The sequence below is a fragment of the Psychrobacter sp. NZS113 genome (assembly GCF_015864825.1).
Taxonomy (GTDB): domain Bacteria; phylum Pseudomonadota; class Gammaproteobacteria; order Pseudomonadales; family Moraxellaceae; genus Psychrobacter.
The window spans coordinates 206,653-228,523 of the sequence record NZ_JADYWL010000001.1; the positions used below are offsets into that span (position 1 = coordinate 206,653).

General features: G+C 42.9%; 18 protein-coding genes and 1 riboswitch. Of the genes, 13 read left to right on the forward strand and 5 right to left on the reverse strand.

All coding sequences use genetic code 11. From position 1 onward, the window contains the following. Nucleotides 1-89: 89 nt before the first annotated feature. On the forward strand, nt 90-980 hold the full coding sequence (locus I6E61_RS00920; protein ID WP_197128651.1) for a fructose bisphosphate aldolase: 891 nt from the start codon (nt 90-92) through the stop codon (nt 978-980). A gap of 125 nt (nt 981-1,105) precedes the next feature. Continuing rightward, the gene (locus I6E61_RS00925) at nt 1,106-2,179 is read left to right on the forward strand and encodes a hypothetical protein (protein ID WP_197128653.1); all 1,074 of its coding nucleotides are present in this window, start codon (nt 1,106-1,108) and stop codon (nt 2,177-2,179) included. A gap of 55 nt (nt 2,180-2,234) precedes the next feature. On the opposite strand, the gene thiC is transcribed toward I6E61_RS00925, so the two are convergent. Then, nucleotides 2,235-4,343, reverse strand: a complete 2,109-nt coding sequence (gene thiC, locus I6E61_RS00930; RefSeq protein WP_227685613.1) for a phosphomethylpyrimidine synthase ThiC — start codon at nt 4,341-4,343, stop codon at nt 2,235-2,237. 252 nt (nt 4,344-4,595) lie between these two features. After that, nucleotides 4,596-4,740, reverse strand: a riboswitch (TPP riboswitch). 292 nt (nt 4,741-5,032) lie between these two features. On the opposite strand from thiC, the gene pstS reads away from it, so the two are divergent. From pstS to phoU, 5 genes are all read left to right on the forward strand, one after another. Next, nucleotides 5,033-6,205, forward strand: a complete 1,173-nt coding sequence (gene pstS / locus I6E61_RS00935; protein WP_194196190.1) for a phosphate ABC transporter substrate-binding protein PstS — start codon at nt 5,033-5,035, stop codon at nt 6,203-6,205. 166 nt (nt 6,206-6,371) lie between these two features. Further along, nucleotides 6,372-7,325: a phosphate ABC transporter permease subunit PstC gene (gene pstC, locus I6E61_RS00940; RefSeq protein WP_194196189.1), complete on the forward strand. Its 954-nt coding sequence runs from the start codon at nt 6,372-6,374 to the stop codon at nt 7,323-7,325. Between the two features lie 99 nt (nt 7,326-7,424). Further along, a complete protein-coding gene (pstA, locus tag I6E61_RS00945) occupies nt 7,425-8,339 on the forward strand; it encodes a phosphate ABC transporter permease PstA (protein WP_194196188.1) in 915 nt (304 codons plus the stop codon). A gap of 346 nt (nt 8,340-8,685) precedes the next feature. Next, nucleotides 8,686-9,444, forward strand: a complete 759-nt coding sequence (gene pstB / locus I6E61_RS00950) for a phosphate ABC transporter ATP-binding protein PstB (protein WP_227669196.1) — start codon at nt 8,686-8,688, stop codon at nt 9,442-9,444. A gap of 126 nt (nt 9,445-9,570) precedes the next feature. After that, nucleotides 9,571-10,353 carry a phosphate signaling complex protein PhoU gene (gene phoU, locus I6E61_RS00955; RefSeq protein WP_197128655.1) on the forward strand — a complete coding sequence of 261 codons (783 nt, stop codon included), beginning with the start codon at nt 9,571-9,573 and terminating at the stop codon, nt 10,351-10,353. Nucleotides 10,354-10,440: 87 nt separating this feature from the next. Here the strand turns inward: phoU and I6E61_RS00960 are convergent, their stop codons facing one another. Together I6E61_RS00960 and argH are read right to left on the reverse strand one after the other, a co-directional pair. Beyond that, nucleotides 10,441-10,731: an oxidative damage protection protein gene (locus I6E61_RS00960; RefSeq protein ID WP_197128657.1), complete on the reverse strand. Its 291-nt coding sequence runs from the start codon at nt 10,729-10,731 to the stop codon at nt 10,441-10,443. Nucleotides 10,732-10,870: 139 nt separating this feature from the next. After that, the gene (gene argH, locus I6E61_RS00965; RefSeq protein WP_197129426.1) at nt 10,871-12,244 is read right to left on the reverse strand and encodes an argininosuccinate lyase; all 1,374 of its coding nucleotides are present in this window, start codon (nt 12,242-12,244) and stop codon (nt 10,871-10,873) included. Nucleotides 12,245-12,450: 206 nt separating this feature from the next. On the opposite strand from argH, the gene I6E61_RS00970 reads away from it, so the two are divergent. The 6 genes from I6E61_RS00970 (at nt 12,451) to I6E61_RS00995 (ending at nt 18,545) form a co-directional block, all read left to right on the forward strand. Then, nucleotides 12,451-13,497, forward strand: a complete 1,047-nt coding sequence (locus I6E61_RS00970; RefSeq protein ID WP_227685614.1) for a histidine kinase — start codon at nt 12,451-12,453, stop codon at nt 13,495-13,497. 332 nt (nt 13,498-13,829) lie between these two features. Beyond that, nucleotides 13,830-14,567, forward strand: coding sequence for a LytTR family DNA-binding domain-containing protein (locus I6E61_RS00975; protein ID WP_197128661.1), 738 nt, complete (start codon nt 13,830-13,832; stop codon nt 14,565-14,567). A 281-nt stretch (nt 14,568-14,848) separates the two neighbouring features. Next, nucleotides 14,849-15,883: a hydroxymethylbilane synthase gene (hemC, locus tag I6E61_RS00980; protein ID WP_197128663.1), complete on the forward strand. Its 1,035-nt coding sequence runs from the start codon at nt 14,849-14,851 to the stop codon at nt 15,881-15,883. A 97-nt stretch (nt 15,884-15,980) separates the two neighbouring features. Beyond that, the gene (locus tag I6E61_RS00985; RefSeq protein ID WP_227685615.1) at nt 15,981-16,943 is read left to right on the forward strand and encodes a uroporphyrinogen-III synthase; all 963 of its coding nucleotides are present in this window, start codon (nt 15,981-15,983) and stop codon (nt 16,941-16,943) included. A gap of 56 nt (nt 16,944-16,999) precedes the next feature. Next, entirely contained in the window at nt 17,000-17,941 is a 942-nt protein-coding gene (locus I6E61_RS00990; RefSeq protein ID WP_197128665.1) for a hypothetical protein, read from the forward strand. Between the two features lie 115 nt (nt 17,942-18,056). Continuing rightward, complete coding sequence (locus tag I6E61_RS00995) at nt 18,057-18,545, forward strand: thioesterase family protein (protein WP_197128667.1); 489 nt, start codon at nt 18,057-18,059, stop codon at nt 18,543-18,545. A gap of 138 nt (nt 18,546-18,683) precedes the next feature. Here I6E61_RS00995 and ribBA read toward each other — a convergent pair whose 3' ends face one another. Together ribBA and I6E61_RS01005 are read right to left on the reverse strand one after the other, a co-directional pair. After that, on the reverse strand, nt 18,684-19,796 hold the full coding sequence (ribBA, locus tag I6E61_RS01000; RefSeq protein ID WP_197128669.1) for a bifunctional 3,4-dihydroxy-2-butanone-4-phosphate synthase/GTP cyclohydrolase II: 1,113 nt from the start codon (nt 19,794-19,796) through the stop codon (nt 18,684-18,686). A 349-nt stretch (nt 19,797-20,145) separates the two neighbouring features. Further along, complete coding sequence (locus tag I6E61_RS01005; protein ID WP_197128671.1) at nt 20,146-21,435, reverse strand: replication-associated recombination protein A; 1,290 nt, start codon at nt 21,433-21,435, stop codon at nt 20,146-20,148. Nucleotides 21,436-21,871 lie beyond the last annotated feature (436 nt).

Sequence of the window (21,871 nt, forward strand, 5' to 3'; positions counted from 1 at the left end):
CTACAGACAGCAAGACTGATATAAGTTGACAAAAAGCAGTTATTTTTGTGACACTTGACCTTAATCAATAAAAATAGGATGCACTCTCAATGGAATACGAAAAACAATTACAGCGTGTAAAAACCAGTTCAGGTTTCATCGCAGCACTTGATCAAAGTGGTGGTAGCACACCAAAGGCGCTAGAAAACTATGGTGTCACAAGTGATGATTATGACAATGACGAAGCTATGTTCGACTTAGTACATGAGATGCGTGCCCGTATGATGACTTGCACCGCTTTCGATAATGAGCGTGTACTTGGCGCAATTTTATTTGAAGATACCATGGAGCGTGAGGTCAACGGTAAGTCAACGGCCCATTATTTATGGGAAGATAAGAATATCGTGCCATTTTTAAAAGTGGATAAAGGGTTGGCTGAGCAAATGGATGGCGTGCAAGTTATGAAGCCAATGCCGAACTTAGACCTATTATTAGACAAAGCAAAAAATTATCCCGTATTTGGTACTAAGATGCGCTCAGTCATCTACGAGCTAAGTGTGGATGGTATCGAGCTGGTTGTACAGCAGCAGTTTGATGTCGCAAAGCAAGTTATTTCAAAAGGTTTGATGCCAATTGTTGAGCCTGAAGTAGATATTAATAGTAGCAAAAAGCATGAATGCGAAGTCATACTCAAGACAAGTATTTTGCATAATCTAGATCGTTTGAACGACGAGCAGCAAGTCATGCTAAAACTGACATTACCAGAGGAATCTGGTTTTTATCAAGAGCTGATCGATCATCCAAAAGTATTAAAAGTCGTGGCATTGTCGGGTGGTTATAGCCGTAGTGATGCTTGTGACAAGCTGAAGCAAAACCCAGGTATGATCGCGAGCTTCTCACGTGCCTTTACTGAAGGCTTGAGTAAGCAACAGAGTGATGAAGAATTCACCAGTGTCATTGATGCGTCAATCGAAGAGATTTATGAGGCGTCGAAGGGTTAGAGTTTAAAAACTAGAGTCGAATTTATAATCCCAGTAAATGTTATGTTTGCTGGGATTATTTTATAGTTTTTATTATGAATTAATATTAAACTTGTGTTTGTTTTTTACTGAGGTTTGGAGAGATTGTGTTTCGCTTTATCATCATAGGATTGTTATTGCTAAATTGGGCTGTTTCTAGCCAAGCTATGGAACCAGTCACCTATTCAGGAACTTGGGCAAGTGCTGCTTATTTCAATAAGAGTATTGATGTCATATCAGAGTCAGTCGACATTGATATTATAGAAGATACTAATAATGATAGTTATACGGTAACCTATGAGCTATATAACAATCGTGAAGGTCTGCAATTTCCATTAGTGCTTGAGGTGTTCGATGGTTTGGATAGTTTTGAGCAAAGTGGTGATTTCGAAATCTCTATAGATGGTCAATCAGTGCCTGTTGAAGTACTTGCCGAAGATGATACTGTGCTTGATACGGCTGACTTTTATTACTTGCCTACAGATACAGACGGTCAAACGTTTAGAGCAGAATCTAAATATATCAACGTAAATTTATCACAAGGGTTGCACACTGTTATAGCTACTTATGATGCCCATCCACACTATTATGGTAGTGATTGGACGGCAAGATATACCTACTCATATAGCTTAAAGCCTATGCAGCAGAGTGATAAAAAAAGCCAGCTATTTCAAGGTTCAACGGTCACTCTAAATTTTGATGGTGATACTAACCATGTCACTGTCAATATCAATAATGAAGAAGCGGAATTATCTGTGAATCAACCATTATATTTCAAAGATAATCTTGTGAAAGAGATTGATTTTATTATTCAGAAACCACTGAGTCCATTGGCTAAGGTTTTAACGGCGGCCTCGCCATTTATAGCTTTCATTGCGTTGTTTGCGCTAGGTATATTACATTTACGCATGATGAGTCGACGTGAAGAAACTCAGCCTGAGAATCGTTGGGTGGTTATACTGACTGGCGGATTCCTAGTCCCTTTTCTTAGTTTGATAGCCTACTATATCTTTCTACTGGTAACGGACATAGTCATTGGTAAAGGTTCAACGGGAGAAAATCGAGCTTTATTCTCTATTTGGGTCCTGCCATTAGGTTATATAGTGTTGACACCTATCTATCTGGTAATTAGCTTTGTGGCTTTTATAGAGATTAAAAGGAAGAATATAAAAAAAGCTTGAACCCAGTGGATGGATTCAAGCTTTTTAAGTTAGTCAGCTTTCAGTAAATAAAGTACTACATCTCTTTATACAACTGACGTCCTTCACTATTATACTTTTCGGTCATCTCTGACATACCTTTATGGATCTCATCTAAACTGCCTTCACCAACTTGATGAACCAGCTCGGTATCCACTTCTTTAATCATATGACCTGCATCGGTTAGGTCACCCGTTTGCGGGGTTACCTTTTTATCCGCGGCAGCCTTATCCAAACCTGCTGCATACTCACGCACGTTTTGAGTGATTTTCATTGAGCAGAATTTCGGCCCACACATAGAGCAAAAGTGCGCTGACTTGTGAGCGTCTTTTGGCAACGTTTCGTCATGGAACTCACGAGCGGTATCAGGGTCGAGCGCCAGATTGAACTGATCGTCCCAGCGGAATTCAAAACGGGCTTTGGATAACGCATTATCACGAGATTGCGCACCTGGATGACCTTTGGCTAGATCAGCTGCGTGAGCCGCGATTTTGTAAGTAATGATGCCGTCTTTCACATCTTTTTTATTTGGTAGACCTAAATGCTCTTTTGGCGTGACATAGCAGAGCATGGCAGTACCAAACCAGCCAATCATCGCTGCACCAATGGCGCTAGTGATATGGTCATAGCCCGGTGCAATATCAGTGGTCAATGGCCCTAACGTATAAAATGGGGCATCTGCGCATATCTCAAGCTGCAAATCCATATTTTCTTTAATACGGTTCATTGCCACGTGACCAGGACCTTCAATCATTACTTGTACATCATGCTTCCACGCGACCTGTGTCAGCTCGCCAAGGGTACGCAATTCACCAAACTGTGCTTCATCATTGGCGTCCTGCAAGCAGCCTGGACGCAAGCCATCACCTAAACTAAAGGCCACATCGTATTGTTTCATGATTTCGCAGATGTCTTCAAAATGCGTATACAAAAAGCTTTCTTTATGATGGGCGAGACACCACTGCGCCATGATAGAGCCACCACGTGAGACGATACCCGTCAAGCGATTGGCAGTGAGTGGCACATAACGTAGTAAGACGCCTGCATGGATAGTGAAGTAATCGACACCTTGTTCTGCTTGTTCAATGAGTGTATCGCGGAATATCTCCCACGTGAGATCTTCTGCCACGCCGTCGACTTTTTCTAATGCTTGATAAATAGGTACGGTACCAATGGGTACTGGCGAGTTACGAATTAACCATTCACGGGTTTCGTGAATATGGTTGCCAGTAGATAAATCCATGATGTTATCCGCACCCCAACGCGTGGCCCATGTCATTTTTGACACTTCTTCATCAATAGAAGAACCCAGCGCTGAGTTACCAATATTGGCATTTATTTTTACTAAAAAATTGCGCCCGATAATCATCGGCTCAGATTCTGGATGGTTGATGTTGTTTGGAATAATCGCGCGACCTGCAGCTACTTCGCTACGTACAAATTCAGGGGTAATAACAGTAGGCGTATTGGCGCCAAAGTTCTCACCATCGTGCTGACGCATATCGGTCAGCTCATGCTGCTTTTGCGTTTCGCGAATGGCGATATATTCCATTTCTGGGGTAATGATACCACGACGTGCGTAGTACATTTGCGTGACGTTGCCAGCTTTGCCGTCGACGTCTTTGGCGCGGCGCGGTTTATCAATGTGAGCAAATCTAAGGTTGGCAGTACTGATATCGCGGGCGCGTGCCTGTCCGTATGAACTAGACAATCCATTTAATTGTTCGGTATCACCACGCTCAGCAATCCAGCCTTCACGCAGCTTTGGCAAGCCTTTCGTCAAATCAATCTCGACATTGGGATCGGTATAAACGCCTGAGGTGTCATAAACATAAAAAGGTGGGTTTTGCTCCCAATCGGCTTCATCGACGCCCTGTATAGGAGTAGGGTCAAGTGTGATTTCGCGCATGGGTACTTGAATATCAGGGCGTGAGCCTTCGATATATACTTTACGAGAGGCAGGGAGTATACGGTGCAAGTCGCGAGCGTCTTCTTCGAATCGCGCATCACTTGCTGTGCGGTGAGCAGGTGTTTTTAGTGCATCAGCTTTTTTATCGGCTTTGCTGTCAGTCGTGTTGAATGACGCATTGGCTGGGATATGAGTTTGTGCAGTGTTGGGTTTTGAAATGGTATCTGAGATATTCATATGCTGTCCTAGCGTGTTGGTTTTCGAATAAAAGCAACACCGCCAGTAGCTGCGGGGGTAGCATCTGTAATTTGGGCAAGTTCAGCTCATGAGCATCATTCGCAACTAAAACTGAATGTTATAGTCGTGAATAATGCTCATTAAACGTTAGACGCAGCTTTGTATCATTCTTCACTATTTAGTAGTACATCACGCACACTAAGATAGTAATGAAGATAAAAAGGCATTTCTGCACGTCCCTTGCTATAAATAACAAAGTGCTTAAGACTTCCCTGCGTCGGTACTAACCGCATCAGGTTCGGCGGGTGATCTCTCAGCGAATGTATTAGGGCGACTGATTTAATAACGCAAGTTTAATAAATCAGGCCAATAATACACCGCACCCCGAGTCTGTCAGTGTTGTGAATCTTCTTCATACTAACAAAAATAATCATAGACGGCTAATGATATTTGGAGGCACAGCTTCTGTATTACGCTCGCCGTTCAATATCTTTGTGGATAGATGATTTCAATATTAACAGGAGCAACCAATTGGTACTACTAGGCTGTAGGTAGGTCACCTAAATATTATGTAAAGCGAATGAAAGATTGTGACAGCTGTCATTAAACTGTCATAAAAACTTGTCAAGATAGCACGCATATCACAAACAATGCTTTTTTGTATCGTTGTTAAACTTTAGGAGTCTTATATGCGTTATTCGTTATTAGCAGTGGCCGTCAGTTGTACATTAGTACTTACGGCGTGTAATAAGTCAACAGATACGGCAGAGCCAGCTGCTGATACTACCAGTAGCGCTGCCACCACGGCTGAAACAACCACTCAGACTCAAGGTACGCCTTCTGCTGATACAGGTTTTAAATCTGCTGAGAATATCGCAATGAATATCACAGGTGCAGGCGCATCGTTCCCGCAGCCTATCTATGCCAAATGGTCTTACGACTACAATGGTGCGACTGGCGGTCAAGTTAATTACCAATCAATTGGTTCATCTGGTGGTATCAAACAGATTCAATCAAAAACTGTCGATTTCGGCGCTTCTGATGCACCGATGACGCCTGAAGAGTTAGACGAAGCAGGTTTGATTCAGTTCCCAACGGTTATCGGTGGTGTCGTACCTATCGTAAACATCGATGGTGTTGAGCCTGGTCAATTACAGTTAGACGGTACAACGTTAGCAGACATCTATTTGGGCAAAATTAGCAACTGGAATGATCCGGCTATCAAAGCAATGAACCCAGATTTGACCTTGCCTGATGCTGCTATCACCACAGTATTCCGCTCAGATGGTTCAGGAACAACGTTTAACTTCACTGATTATTTGGCAAAAGTTTCCACAGACTGGAAAGACAGTGTTGGCGTTGATAAGACTGTGAAATGGCCAACCTCTGCTACTGGTGCAGGCGGTAAAGGTAACGAAGGCGTATCAAGCTACGTAAACCGTATGAAAAACTCTATCGGCTACGTTGAGTATGCTTATGCCAAGCAAAACAAAATGTCACACACAGCACTGAAAAACGCTGCTGGTAACTTCGTGCAACCTTCTGCAGAAACCTTTGCAGCGGCTGGTGACATTGACTGGTCACAGCAAGAAGGCTTCTATAAAGTTATCACCAACTCTGAGACTGAGCAAGCATGGCCTATCGCTGCTGCAACCTTTATCTTAGTACACAAGCAACCAGAAAATCCTCAGCAAGTGGCTGGCGTGTTGAACTTCTTTGATTGGGCCTATACCCAAGGCGACGATGATGCCATGGCACTAGATTACGTTCCATTCTCTGATACGGCTGTTGCCTTATTCAAAGCCAAATGGAATGACGTAAAAGGCAGTGATGGACAACCAGTCTACAAGCCAGCTCAGTAACTGTTATCTACTGGATACGCTTTAAGAGTTACCCTCTCGAATAACTATTCTCCGGTAGTTATTTGAGAGGTTTTATCACAGTAAGTTTGATCCTAAGCTTCCTGTGATAAAACCCAATAAAGATTTCTAATATTTTGACTCAACCCTATTCAATGCTGAGACACTTATGAATGATTTAAGGTCCCAATTGGCTAAACAAAAACGTTACGATTTTTTGTTTGTTAATGCAACCAAAGCTTTTGCCATTCTTGTCCTAATGTCTTTAGGTGGTATTTTAGTTTCTTTAATCGTCGGCGCATGGCCGAGCATTCAAGCATTTGGTTTGGGCTTTTATACCAGCAATAACTGGGATACAGTTGCTAATGAGTACGGTGCATTAGCGCCTATTTATGGCACGTTGGTGACATCATTTATCGCTATCTTAATTGCAGTTCCAGTCAGTTTTGGTATTGCCATATTTTTAACCGAAATGTGCCCAAAGTTCTTAAAAAAACCACTTGGTATCGCTATTGAGCTATTGGCTGGTATCCCTTCTATCATTTACGGTATGTGGGGATTGTTTGTATTTGCACCTTTCTTTGGCGATCACATTCAGCCATGGTTCATTGAGCACATTGGTCCACTACCTATCATCGGTAAGCTATTTACAGGTGCACCAATGGGGTTAGGTATGTTTACCGCCTCATTGGTATTGGCCATCATGATTATTCCATTCATTGCTGCCACCATGCGTGATGTTTTTTCTGTCGTGCCAGATCTGCTTAAAGAGTCCGCTTATGGGATGGGTGCGACGACTTGGGAAGTCATGTTCAAGATTATCTTACCGTACACTAAAGCGGGTGTGGTAGGCGGTGTTATCTTGGGATTGGGTCGTGCATTGGGCGAGACCATGGCAGTGACCTTCCTGATTGGTAACGCCTTTAATATCAGTCCAAGTCTCTTTACGTCAGGTGTTACGATTACGTCGGCCTTGGCAAATGAATTTGCAGAAGCGTCGAGTGAGCTACATTTGGCTTCCTTATTACATCTGGGCTTAATCTTATTTGTCATTACCTTCATCGTATTATCGCTTGCTAAGCTGATGCTCATGAGTATGGACAAAAAAGCAGGTAATCGTTAGTCGTTAGATTGCCTTAGTTTTATTGAGGCAGTTCGATGCAATCAATCAGTTAAGTGTCGATGGTTATTGGTATTGATAAAAATACGGGAAACACATTTTATGCCTTCTAACAATGCTACCAACGCAATCAATGCACCGTCACCGCTGAACACGGGTTTTGAAGGGCGCTATAACAGAAGCTTATATAATAAGCGCCGCTGGGCCAATAAAGTAGGCCTTGGGTTTGCCATGACGGCAATGGTTTTTGGTTTGTTTTGGCTGTTTTGGATTTTGCTTACGCTCTTTGTTGAAGGCTTCCAAGGCATGGTGCAGCTGCCTATCTTTACTGCTGATACGCCACCGCCTATGAGTGCAGGCGGTTTACGCAACGCGATTGTCGGTTCAGTCATGTTAGCGTTTTCAGGATTGTTTATCGGGGCACCTATCGGATTGATGACCGGTATTTATTTATCCGAGTTTTCTCAAGGCAGTATGCTTGGCAAGGTCACGCGATTCCTAAATGATATTTTGTTGTCAGCACCATCTATTGTTATCGGCCTGTTTATTTATGCGCTAATGGTAAAAGGTCAAAGTTTCTCTGGTTGGGCGGGCGCATTAGCCTTGGCATTAATCGTGATTCCTGTGGTCGTACGTACGACTGAGAATATGCTGAATCTGGTTCCTAATAGCATTCGCGAAGCCGCCTATGCACTAGGTACACCCAAGTGGAAGATGGTGACGCAAGTAACGATTAAAGCTGCTAGAGCTGGACTGACCACAGGGGTGTTATTGGCCTTTGCGAGAATCACGGGTGAGACGGCACCATTGCTATTTACCGCGCTTAACAACCAGTATTTCAGCACAGATATGGGTCAACCCCTTGCCAACTTACCAAATACGATCTACCAGTTTGCGATGAGTCCTTATGAAAACTGGCATACTTTAGCGTGGGCAGCGGCGCTCCTTATTACTACCTCTGTCTTAGTACTAAATATTTTGGCGAGATTCATTGGTAGTAGAGGTCAGGTTAAATAAATACTGTTAGCGAATTAGAGTAAAGTAAGCATGTACATACATCTGTAGCATTTTCAAAAATTAGAGTAGCAACAAAACGAAAGCGAGTACTACGTTTAGTAGACTAAGCAAGTTTGATACCGCTAATCATGTTTTTTGAGATTGATACTATATGAATTTTAATTGAGCCAGGTTGGATAACATTATGAATGACGTCGTAAGCAAAAAACGTGTAGAAAAGACTGCTGATAAGTTTAATACGACAACAGGCAATCTACTAAACAGGTCGATGTCCACTAGCACGCAAATGGAACAGCCAAATGTTGCCAGCCTGACCAAACAAACGCTTCATGATCTCCCAAAAAACATGCCGCCAGCAAAAATGCAGATTCGTGATCTAAGTTTTTACTATGGTGATTTTGAAGCTTTAAAAAACATCAATATTGATATCCCTGACAAAAAAGTGACAGCTTTTATCGGTCCTTCAGGCTGCGGGAAGTCTACGTTATTACGTACCTTCAACCGCATGTATGACCTATATCCAGGTATGCGTGCTGAAGGAAGTATCAAACTAGATGGCAATAATATATTGGGTAAAGACGTCGATGTGAATTTGCTACGTGCCCAAGTCGGTATGGTCTTTCAAAAACCAACCCCATTCCCAATGTCGATTTATGACAACGTTGCTTTTGGGGTACGCCTTTATGAGAAATTGAGTAAGGCTGAGTTAGACAATCGCGTGGAATGGGCACTCAAAAAATCTGCATTATGGCCAGAAGTGAAAGACAAATTAAAGGCTTCTGGATTGTCTTTATCAGGTGGACAACAGCAGCGCTTATGTATCGCACGAAGTGTCGCGACTAAGCCTGAAGTATTACTACTCGATGAGCCGACATCTGCGTTAGATCCTATCTCGACGGGTGCAATTGAAGATCTGATTGAAGATCTAAAAAACGACTATACCATCGCTATCGTCACTCACAACATGCAACAAGCTGCACGTGTATCAGACTATACAGTTTATATGTATTTAGGCGATATGATTGAGATGGGTGAGACGGACCAAGTATTTACTAAGCCTGTGCAAAAAGCGACAGAAGACTATATTACAGGTCGTTATGGCTAACACTGAGCATCAATAATCGAAAAAGTAAAAAATACTCGATACGTTTGATAATGTCTCGTGAGCCAATTCGTTTAACCTAAAAATCTCATCGCGTTACCAATATACAGATTTCAGGGAATACCTCTTATGCAAAGTGATAAGCATATCTCTAAAAGTTTCGACCAAGATCTTGACGAAGCCATTCGGTTGTTTTTGTACATGGGGGATAGAGCTGCTGATCAAGTGGCCAAAGCCATTCATGCACTTATCGATAAAAATGAGACATTGGCACAAGAGGTCATCGATCTGGATTTTGAAATCAATCGAATGGAAGTAGAGTTGGACGAGCATATTTTGTTGTTGGTCGCAAAACGCCAGCCCGCTGCCAGTGATTTACGTTTGGTCATGTCTATCAGCAAAGGTGTGGTTGACTTGGAACGTATTGGTGATGAAGCCGTAAAAATTGCCCAAATGGCAAACAAAATCGCAGCTCAAGGTAAGTTATCGTACGGCTACTCAGAAGTACAGCATCTCAGTAATCAAGTTCGCCTCATGCTACACAATTCGTTAGAGGCTTTTAGTCAATCGAATGCGGAGCAAGCATTTGAGGTCATGCGTAATGACAATGTGGTCAACGATGAATACCAATCTGCTATTCGCGCGTTGATGACTTACATTATGGAAGACTCACGCCATGTCTCAAAAGTGATTAATATTATGTGGGTATTGCGTGCGCTTGAGCGTATTGGCGATCATGCACAGAATGTCGCTGAGCTAGTGATTAACTATATTAGTGGTCAAGATGTTCGTCATTCTGACTATACACTGGTCGAAAAAGCCGTACAAGAAGCCAATGAACGTATGGCGGCGCGCCAAGTTAGCCCAATGTCAGTTTCTGAGCTGGATGCTTCAGACAGTGATGATGAATAATAGAAGCTGTTTGAACAGTATTTGATCATAAAAAACGCGCTATTGAAATAGCGCGTTTTTTGATGGTTATCAGAAAGCGAGGCAAGATTAGCTTTCTGGTGTCCAACCTTGCGCACGTTCGTAATCTTCATTATCCAAAAACTTATCACGTTGTTCGGTTAAGAACTTTTTGGCAGCAGGATCCATCATGCTTAAATGGTTTTCGTTGATCAGCATGGTTTGGTGTTCGATCCACTCTTTCCACGCTTTGTCAGATACGGTTTCTTGCAGCTCTTGACCTTTTTTATTAGGGAAAGGCGGGTGTGGCATCTTTGGCAAATTTTGCTTATATTTACGGCAAAATACAGTGTTGGCTTGAGGGTTAAAAGTCTCAGTCATAAGGCGTTCCTTATTATGTATGGGTCTTTATAGATATATTTTAAATGACGTTACCTGCTTATGGTAACAAAAACACCCGCTACTTAGGCGGGTGTTTTTCAATTATTAGAGTAATAAACTACTTGGTTATAAATTGGCTTTAAGCAAAAACTTTCAAACGAGCACGGCCATTTATTACGGCCTTTTTTACTTGATTCGGCGCAGTGCCACCTAAATGGTCACGGGCTGCTAATGAGCCTTCTAGCGTTAGATAATCAAATACATCTTCACCGATAGCATCGCTAAACTGCTGTAGCTGTGCCAATGATAAATCACTCAAATCAACGCCTTCTTTGATACCTAAAGCAACGGCATTACCGACCACTTCATGGGCATCACGGAACGCAACACCTTGGCGTACCAGATAATCTGCAAGGTCAGTGGCAGTCGCGTAGCCTTTCATAGTGGCAGCACGCATGTTTTCTTTATTAGGCGTGATGTTAGGTAGCATATCACCAAAAGCCAATAAACAGCCGGTAAGGGTATCGACGCAATCAAAGAGTGGCTCTTTGTCTTCTTGGTTGTCTTTGTTATAGGCCAGCGGCTGACTCTTCATCAGGCTAAGCAGTGTCATGAGTTGACCAAAGACACGTGCCGCTTTACCGCGTACCAATTCAGGCACATCAGGGTTTTTCTTTTGCGGCATGATAGATGAGCCAGTACAGAAGCGATCTGGAATCTGCACGAAGTTAAACTGCGCTGACATCCACAGGATAATCTCTTCACTCATGCGTGACATATGCATCATGAGAATAGATGCTGCAGAGGTAAACTCAATCGCAAAATCACGATCAGAAACCGCATCTAGCGAGTTTTGGCAAATACCTTCAAAACCAAGCAACTCAGCAGTAATCGTACGATCGATTGGGAACGTTGTACCAGCGAGCGCTGCGCTACCAAGTGGCATTTGATTAATACGGCGACGCGCATCGACTAGACGTTCAGTATCGCGATACAACATCTCAAACCATGCCATCACATGATGACCAAAGCTGACGGGCTGTGCCGTTTGCAAATGAGTAAAGCCTGGCATGATAGTATCGGTATGTTGCTCAGCCAAATCTAGCAAGCCACTTTGCAAGCGTACTAGCAGGGCGATGATATTATCCGTTTCTTCACGTAACCAAAGACGAATATCGGTGGCTACTTGATCATTACGGCTACGGCCAGTATGGAGCTTTTTACCAACCGCACCTATAATGTCAGTCAGACGTGATTCGACGTTCATGTGTACGTCTTCGAGCGCGATTGACCAATTAAACTCACCGGCTTCAATTTCGCGCAACACTTGCTGCAAGCCATCGATGATAGTGGCCACTTCGTCAGCAGTTAGAATGTCACATTCTTTGAGCATGGTCGCATGAGCGATTGAGCCTTGAATATCGTGACGCGCAAAACGTTGGTCGAAGCCGACAGATGCGGTAAAGGCAGCAACGAAGCTGTCTGTCGCTTCACTAAAGCGACCGCCCCACATTTGCTGACCCTGACTGCTTGCAGGGCTATTATTTGTTGTAGAGGCATCTGTGCTAGAATCAGAGATAGATGCAGTTACATTTGATTCGGGATTACTAAGGTTTGAAGAATTGGCGTTCATATCGGTACAAGACAAGTCAAGAGAATGAGAACTCGAGTATAGCAAAGGATGAGGTAGCCTTGCTAGCGGAGCGCTTAGAGTTTTTTATGCCCAAGCTCATGGATGTCATGAAAGCTTGGCAGTGGCTGTTATATGTCTTTTTTTGGTCGATATTCGTGACGGTGACGCATCGTTACGAGATCGCCACTTGGGCAGATTTTTTAATGCAACTCTCGAGTAGGCTACTTCAAAATACGTTAAGCATCATACCATCGCTGTATATCATCGACTATCTGCGCCATATCTTCAAAAGCATGAGCATCCCTAAAGTTACGGTATATGTAGTCAGTATACTAATGACTACCTATGCCATTTCGATGACTTTAATCAGTCTTATTATGATTAATATGGGTTGGATTGAATACAATCCTCGGACGTTCATTCCAGATATATTAGTTGATACCGTGAGTGCTGGTGGTTTTGCTTTGATATTTTTACTGTATTTTTTACGCCGCTATCGCGAGATGAACGCCCTCAAGCAATCATTTGAACACAAACTAAGTGCTCAGAACGATATAATCAAAGCACGTCTCTCCCCGCATTTTTTCTTTAATACCCTTAACACGCTTGTATCACTTATCGAAACCAATCCACCACGAGCTGCTGCCTTACTACAGAACGTTTCTGCATTATTCCGTGCCAGCTTTAATGGGGCGCGCGAGATTAGCTTTGAAGAAGAGATCGCGCTATGTGAGCATTATTTGGCGATTGAAGCCAGCCGTTTGGCAGATAAGCTTGAGGTGACATGGGATCTACCTGACGAAGATGTCATGTATGACATGGTTATCAACGCCTTAACCTTGCAGAGTATATTGGAACGAATGCTGTTAAATGTGGTTGAGATGACCACTGAAATTATCTGTATCAATATTAAAGTAACGTGGCAACAGCATCAGGTTATGATTGTGATTGGTGTCGACCTTCCCAAAAAGACGCTAATTATTAATCATGATTTGCGCCAAAACATGAGTTTTTATATCCAAGCTGAGCGTTTGCGTTCCTATTTTGGACAAAGTGCTGATATTAAAAGCACAGTGACGAACACTCAAATCATTACTGTTATTGACTATCCGCTACAAGACGTCAGTCTATGATGATTTTTTCATTACTTATTTTTATTTTTCCTGCAAATAAACCAGCATGGCATACATATTGCACCGTATCTTATATCTATATTATTGTTTTACTTTATATTTAGTAATGATTAAGAATAATTATTACTAACGGTGAACAAATAAACATAAAAAATGAGATACAAAAAATAGCCTCGTATTAAATTTATTATTGGCCCTAATTTATCGGTTATTATAGGCTTTTTTATTTGTGGTTTTATCAAATATTTTTCTGCTAAGCGAATGATAATTAGTAATAGTAAGTTTGCAGTGTCTATTAAAAGTACTAAGTTTGTCTAGGGATGGGAGTTTACATGCGTATTGTAGTTTGTGATGATGAACCGCTAGCGCGTGAGCGTTTGGTCCGAATAGTACAAGAGTCAGGTCATCAAGTAGTGGCTCAAGCAACAACAGGCAAAGAAGCTATCATGGCTGTTAAAACGCAGCAGCCAGATATCATATTGTTAGACATCCGTATGCCTGAAATGGATGGTGTGCGCTGTGCTCAAGAGCTTTCACAACTTGATCACCCACCAGCGATTATATTTGTCACCGCTTATGACCATTATGCAATTGCTGCCTTAAAAGCCAATGCGATTGGCTACTTATTGAAGCCTGCAAATAAAGATGAGCTATTAGAGGCGCTGAATAAAGCAAAAAACCTGAATGCTGCTCAGTTAAATGAAATTCGTAAGCTAGAAGATCCCACCGCGCGACCAGTACGTGAGCATATTGCAGCTCGTACTCACCGAGGTGTAGAGCTGATTAAGCTCAAGGATATCTACTATTTTACGGCTGATCAAAAGTACGTCAAAGTACGTCACAAAGATGGCATTGTACTCATTGATGAAACGCTAAAAGAGCTTGAGCAAGAGTTTGAAGATCGGCTATTTCGTGTGCATCGTAACGCGATTATTAATCTCAGCTTCTTGGATTACTTAGAAACGTTAGATGCAGGGCAGTATCAGATACGTTTTAAAGGTATTGATGAGACACTAGCCGTCAGTCGTCGTCACCTGCCAGCACTACGTGACAAGATTCAAAGTATGTAACTTAAATTATGCAACTTAAAATATGTAACTTGCTGTTTTAGTAGCGAAATAATCATCCCATATCATCAAACCCTTATTTATGCTTAAATAGGGGTATTTTTTTTGCGTCAGTATTCACTATAACTGGTTTATACCGCCCGTTGCCTGTGGCAGGTTTCCTCATCGTTTAGCACGGACGTCATGTTATACAGATATTATGTCGTACAGATACGAGTAGCACTGACAGCACAGCCCAACATCACAGCACTAACATAATAATACCGAACTTATTGAGGCCCTTTATGAGCAATTCGCAGCAAACTGCATTGACCACTTTAAACATCGCTACACGTCAGAGTCCTTTAGCACTATGGCAAGCTGAGCATATTCGTGCACGGCTATTAGAGCTGTATCCTGAATTGACGATTAACTTACTCAAAATTGTCACTAAGGGTGACAAGATATTAGATACACCGTTGGCCAAAATTGGCGGCAAGGGTTTGTTTGTCAAAGAGCTTGAGCAAGCATTGTATGACAAGCAAGCAGACATTGCAGTCCATTCATTAAAGGATGTGCCAATGCAGCTGCCTGAAGGGTTGATGCTTGGTGTCTATTGTAAACGCGCTTCGCCGACTGATGCTTTTGTCTCTAATACTTATAGTAGTATCGATGAGTTGCCACAAGGCGCGGTAGTGGGAACGTCCAGTTTGCGCCGTCAGTGTCAGATCAAAGCCTATCGCTCAGACTTACAAATCAAAACCTTGCGCGGTAATGTCGGCACTCGGTTAGGTAAGCTAGATGCGGGCGAGTATGATGCTATTATCCTAGCGACCAGTGGCTTACAGCGTATTGAGCTGGATGATCGCATACGCGGCGAGCTTGAGATTGATGCCTGCTTGCCTGCAGTTGGGCAAGGTGCGCTAGCAATTGAATGCCGTGAAGGAGACGACGAAGTATTAAAGCTGCTGGCCCCGCTTAATGATGATAAAGCCCGTATTCGTCTTATTGCAGAGCGAGCGCTAAATCGTCATCTAGAGGGTGGTTGCCAAGTGCCGATTGCGGCCTATGCTGTCTTGCAAATGGCTAATGAAACAGATGCCAATAACGATGACAATGGCGATAACGGTAATAACGACAATGGCAATGTATTGTGGCTCCGAGGTCGAGTAGGTCAAGCCGATGGTAGCAAGCTATTAAAGGCAGAAAAGCGGGTCACATTAGTGGGCACGCAAGAGAAACAAGAAATACAGGCCAATCAGCTTGGTATTGATGTTGCAAACTTACTGCTTGCCGATGGCGCTGGTGATATCTTATCAGCGATTTATCATCCTGAATAACACGTCAGTATTTTTATTGGCTGAACCATCACGCCCTCACTGTAGATGTTGATGGGTGGTCAAGCCAACTTTATCAGTCTTTTGTCATGGTACGTCTATGTCATCGTCAATGTACGTCAAATCTATGCATAACGACCAAACAACGGATGACTGTTCGTTGCTACCACAAGTCGTCATCAATACCCGCCCAGTAGAGCGGTCGACACCACTGACTCAGCACTTACAATCGGCAGGGTTGAGCGTGGTTGAGATACCAATGTTGGCGCTACAGTCGCGCCCAACGACTGATGATGAGATTATGTTGATGCAGCAGTGGCTAGCAGGGGCTTATAAGGCACTTGTTGTCGTTAGCCCAACGGCTGCTGCTGCAGGTTTAGCTGTCTTGCAAATGCTTGAGCATGAGAATCAGGTACAACATGACGAAAATGACCAAATAGAGGCATCTTTACAACCGCCGAACCACATTATCGCAGTGGGCGAAGCGACTGCATCCGTATTAAATAATAGCCCTGCAGATGAGCTAAAATATCAGGTGCGACAGCCTGAAATTGCCAATAACGAAGGTATGCTGGCAATGCCTGAAATAGAGAGTTTGCAAGCAGGTGATAAGCTGTTGGTATGGCGTGGACTTGGTGGGCGACGACTATTGGTTGATGCATTACAGGCGCGTGGTGTCCATGTCGATAGCATTGCTTGGTATGAGCGTAAGATGCCTTTAGAGGCAAGGGCTCAGTATCAGCAATGGCTACAAGATTTTCTGATGCTTTGTTCGAAGCAAGATATAGCATTATCAGAGCGGCCAAAGCCAATCGTGGTGATCAGTAGTGGTGCGGCTTTTGAGCATTGGGGAACCATCGTTAGCGCTGAGGCAGAGAAGGGCCTAGAATCAACTGCTAATAAAGCGACGACAGTTATTCAACCGCTTGAGCTAGCAGATTTTGCGTATGTGGTACTAGGAGAGCGCTTGGCCAATATGGTTGCAGACCAGCAGCTGTATTATTGGCGTGTGGAAGATTTGGCGCCAAAAACTATTCTCGCTGCGATCAGATCTAAACATTAATATTTTGAATTCTTAATTTTAACTATATTTAAACCTACCAATAACGGCGTTGCCTTATGTCAATTAATTCTGAATCGTTACCTAAGGAACCTTCGGCTGTTCAACAACGCCGGCAAGCAAATATGTTGTTGGTGCGACTGCAATGGTTCGTTATTTTACTATTGGTCGCCGCGTTATTGTGGCTTTATATTAGCCAACAGCGTTTTCAACATAACGTCAATGATCGTTTACAAAGCAATGAGCAAATCACCAGTCGTCTCAATGAGATGGATGATCGCTTATTTTCGATGAGTCAACAGACGTTACCGAAACCTAGTGCCGCTGTTAGCAGTCAAGCTCAAAACCAGTTAGATTTATTACGTATTCAGATACAAGCCGCTGATAGGTTGTTGATAGATAATAACGATAGTGCAGCGATTGAGTTGTTGCGAGGATTACATTGGCAGCTCTCACAGAGTAGTAATGAGATTGCGCCAGCGCTGACCATCGTTATCAAACAAAGCTTGATGAAAGATATCGAGCGTTTACAAGCCAGAAGCTCACAACCCAGCCCTTGGCAACTACAAAACTTAGCCATTCAAAATATTCAAGATTTTTTGCACAGTCATGAACGTGTGACTAATGTAGCGCCGCAGACAAAAACCACTGATAATAGTACAGGTCTAACACGTAGACAGCTCATGATTCATGAAGTCATCATGACATTGAATCTAGCAAGTCAAGCCAGTAATATGCGTGAACAGGATCAATTTATCAGTTATTTGACACAAGCACGAAAGCAATTGCAGAGCCTAGTTCCACAAAACTCAGAGCCAAAAAACTCAGACAAGCAAGCATTTGAAAGTACAAAAAAAGCAGCTAACAAAACCAATGTACAAACCAAATCAGCGCCTGCGAATATTTCAGAAGTTATAGATTGGTTAGACCGATTGATAGCCAATGCACCAAAACCGACACCGTTGTTAACGACTCAGATTTTGGATCAGCCAACGCGTTAATGGTTAGGGTTTTTTGAACATTCAAAGGTGGTGCTGGCAGTACTAATATTTGAATGTTTAACAAACCCTATTATGCCAAAGATTTATTAATACGAAGAATAAGAGAAATGACGTTATGGACAGTTTGAATCAAGAAGCATGTACAGCCTCTAATATCGCGGATAATCATCCTGACGAATTGTCGCATTACCCAGTAATTCATCATCAACCCATTCATTGGGGTGAAATGGATGCCTTTAATCATTTAAACAATGTTGTTTATTATCGCTATGCTGAGTCAGCACGTATTGGGTATTTGCAGGCATTAGGAATGTTTGATGGCAGTATGGTCACAGTCTTGGCGCAATCGAGCTGTCAGTATTTACGACCAGTGACTTATCCAGATACTCTATTATTAGGCGTGCGTTGTCAGCGCTTGGGTAGGACCAGCATCGTAATGGAGTACAGTTACTATAGTACGGCACAACAGGCAGTCGTTGCGACGGCTGAGGCAGTTGTGGTGCGTTTAGATAGTAGTGCGAAAGACAAGTTACCATGGACAACCGAGGAGCGTGAACGGCTCTTAGCATTAGAGGCGAAAGCTAGTCATACACCTGAGTTTTAAAAGCTAAAAGGATTGCTCTATATAAGTGAGTAAATTGAAAGAATAAGTAAAATCATCGAACACAAAAAAGGCACGCTAACATTGGAGTAGCGTACCTTTTTTAAGCTTAACTTTTCAACTCAATAACGCAAGCAGATATTAGTCTTGTTGCGGTGCTTGAACAAAATCGACCACGTTTAGCTCAAAACCTGATAACGCATAAAACTTCATTGGCGATGATAAAAGACGCATATCACGGACACCTAAGTGACGTAATATCTGCGCACCCACACCAACGCTACGATACGGCTGTTGGGTGAGCGTTGATTGCGATTCATTGTCTGCGGCTTTATCTAACGCATCCCCTAAATCAACGGGTTGGTTGCTACCAATCCAAACCAATACACCACGGTCTGAGGCGCTAATTTCTTTTAATGCCGCTTGTACACTCCAACCACTACGGCCAGTCATGTCATTTTTAGCCGCAAATAAATCACGTAATGGATGGAAGCCATGAACACGTACCGTACTGACGCCTTCGCTGACATCACCTTTGACTAATGCTAAATGGGTTTCATCAGCACCAAACTCACGGAAGCGATGCAAAGTGAACGTACCATGTTCAGTCTCAAATGGATGTGATTCTACTTCTTCTACTGTTTGCTCATTGGCTATACGATAGTTGATAAGATCAGCAATCGTACCTATTTTTAGATCGTGCTCTTTAGCAAATATTTCTAGATCATCACGGCGTGCCATCGTACCATCAGCATTGATAATTTCAACTAGCACAGATGCTGGCTCAAGACCGGCTAAGCGAGATAAGTCACAACCTGCTTCTGTGTGGCCAGCGCGATGCAATACGCCGCCATCTTGCGCGATGATAGGAAAGATATGGCCAGGCTGTACAATATCTTCAGCTTTAGCAGTAGCAGAAACGGCTGCTTGAATGGTACGAGCGCGATCGGCAGCAGAAATACCAGTCGTAACACCTTCAGCGGCTTCAATTGATACGGTAAAGTTAGTGCTAAATTTGGCTTCGTTACGTTCAGACATCAATGGCAAAGACAGCTGATGCGCACGAGCTTGCGAGATGGTTAAGCAGACTAAGCCGCGCGCATGGGTAATCATAAAGTTGATATCTTCAGGGCGCACATGGGTCGCTGCCATGATGATATCACCTTCGTTTTCGCGGTCTTCATCATCCATCAAGACGACCATCTTTCCAGCACGAATGTCTTCGATAATCTCAGGAATCGTATTTAAACTCATAGTAAATCTCAATATTTTATTATTTATAGATAGGTGTGATTTGGAATCTAAAGCATTATCTGTCTATTAGAGCAGTAGATAATACAAAGCGCTGTTACGGTCAAGCAAAGCGCTATTACGGTCAAGCAAAGCGCGCTATAAGCAATATCATTTGATATAAAGGTGACTCACTTAATTGCTTGTATGGTTCATTATGAGGTTATTTTAACGCTTTTCAGCGCAACGTGCTGTGTCATCTTCCCACTATATCGTTCAGTATGTCAAAAATAGTCATAAGTATTATCAATAATCGCTACTATTCAGGCATTAAAGAGCACGTTACATAATAAGATGGCACGTCTATACGTGGTTAGTCATTACTTGCTGCTTGGGTTTTTAGCCAATCCATAAATTGTTTGCTATGTTGTTCTCGCTGATTGTCTGCAAACTCGTAAAAGCGTGTGCCGATTAAATTTTCTGGTAAATAAGACTGCGGATAATAATGGTTGGGGTAGTCATGAGGATATACATAGTTCTGACCATAGCCTTGATGTCGCATCAGCTTAGTAACGCCATTGCGTAGATGTAGTGGCACAGGAGAGGAATCATTTTCTGCCAACATCATCGCAGCATTGATTGCTTTATAGGTGCTATTACTTTTGGCACTGGTCGCCAGATAAACCACCACTTGACCCAAAATAATACGCGCTTCGGGCATGCCGATTGATTGCACACTGCGTAATGCTGCATCAGCAAGGAGTAGGGCGTTAGGGTTGGCATTACCGATATCTTCGCTGGCCAAAATGACCAAGCGCCGCGCGATGAAGTCAGCAGATTCGCCGCCTACCAACATCCGTGCCATCCAATATAAGGCTGCATCAGGGTCAGATCCACGGACGGATTTTATCATTGCTGAGACGATATCGTAATGCTGATCACCATCTTTGTCATAGCGGATCAGTGCAGTCTGTGCTACCCGAGCGACCAATGCATCATCGACGATAATCGGTGATTGCTTAGCGTCAGCCGTTTGAATGGCAAGCTCTAATAAGTTCAACGCCTTTCTAGCATCACCATGTGCCAGTTGGCTGATAGTGTCTTTTGCTTGCAAGTCGACGGTTAGTTTTTTAAGCACGTTGTCTTCGGACAGTGCTCGCTGTAGCACTGCGCCTATCTGCTCCGGTGTTAGAGGCTCTAAGCGATACACTTGGCAACGTGACAGCAGGGCATTGTTGACACTAAATGAGGGGTTTTCTGTCGTTGCACCAATCAAGGTAATATCGCCAGACTCTACCGCGCCCAGTAGTGCATCTTGCTGTGCCTTATTAAAACGATGAATCTCGTCGATAAATACCACAGGTGATTCAAATACCAGTGAGTCCTTATTGTCTAATACTTCGCGTAGCTGTTTGACTCCAGTATTCAACGCGGACAGCGCATGAAAAGGTCGACCAACAGCGTCTGCTAGCAGCATAGCAATCGTTGTTTTACCGATACCTGCTTCCCCATGCAAAATAATCGAGGGTAAATGTCCTTGTTCGACCAAACGTCGTAGCGGTGCACCAGCGGCCAGTAAATGCTCTTGACCAATAATATCGGTAAGAGAAGTAGGGCGCATACGCTGAGCAAGTGGGGTATCGGGATGAAAACTAGGCGGCATAGGGCTCTCTATTATCAATGTAAACAGCTATCAATTGATGCGTCATAACAGTGGTTGATAGATTTTTTATAGTTGCATCTAAGCAATTACACTTCATGCTACATATATTATTCTTGTTGGAAATAAGCATTCCTACCTGTTTGGCACGATTTTCGCATTAGTAAACATTAGACCTTAGCAATATATATAGGCTAATTTATAAAAATGCTATAGTCGATTTAATTTAAAAGTAGTACAAGGCAACCGAGTATAGATGTATATGTGATACTTCAAGCGAGGTGAACGCTGTCATACTTTCATAGTGGAATGACTATATTTAGTATGTACCTACACGATAGGCTAACGCAGACTTATGTTAATGAAAGCTAGCTAAGTGTATAGCTTATGTCCTGTTCACTTTGGTTTTCAGACTTCATCCCTATTAACAGTTCAGTCA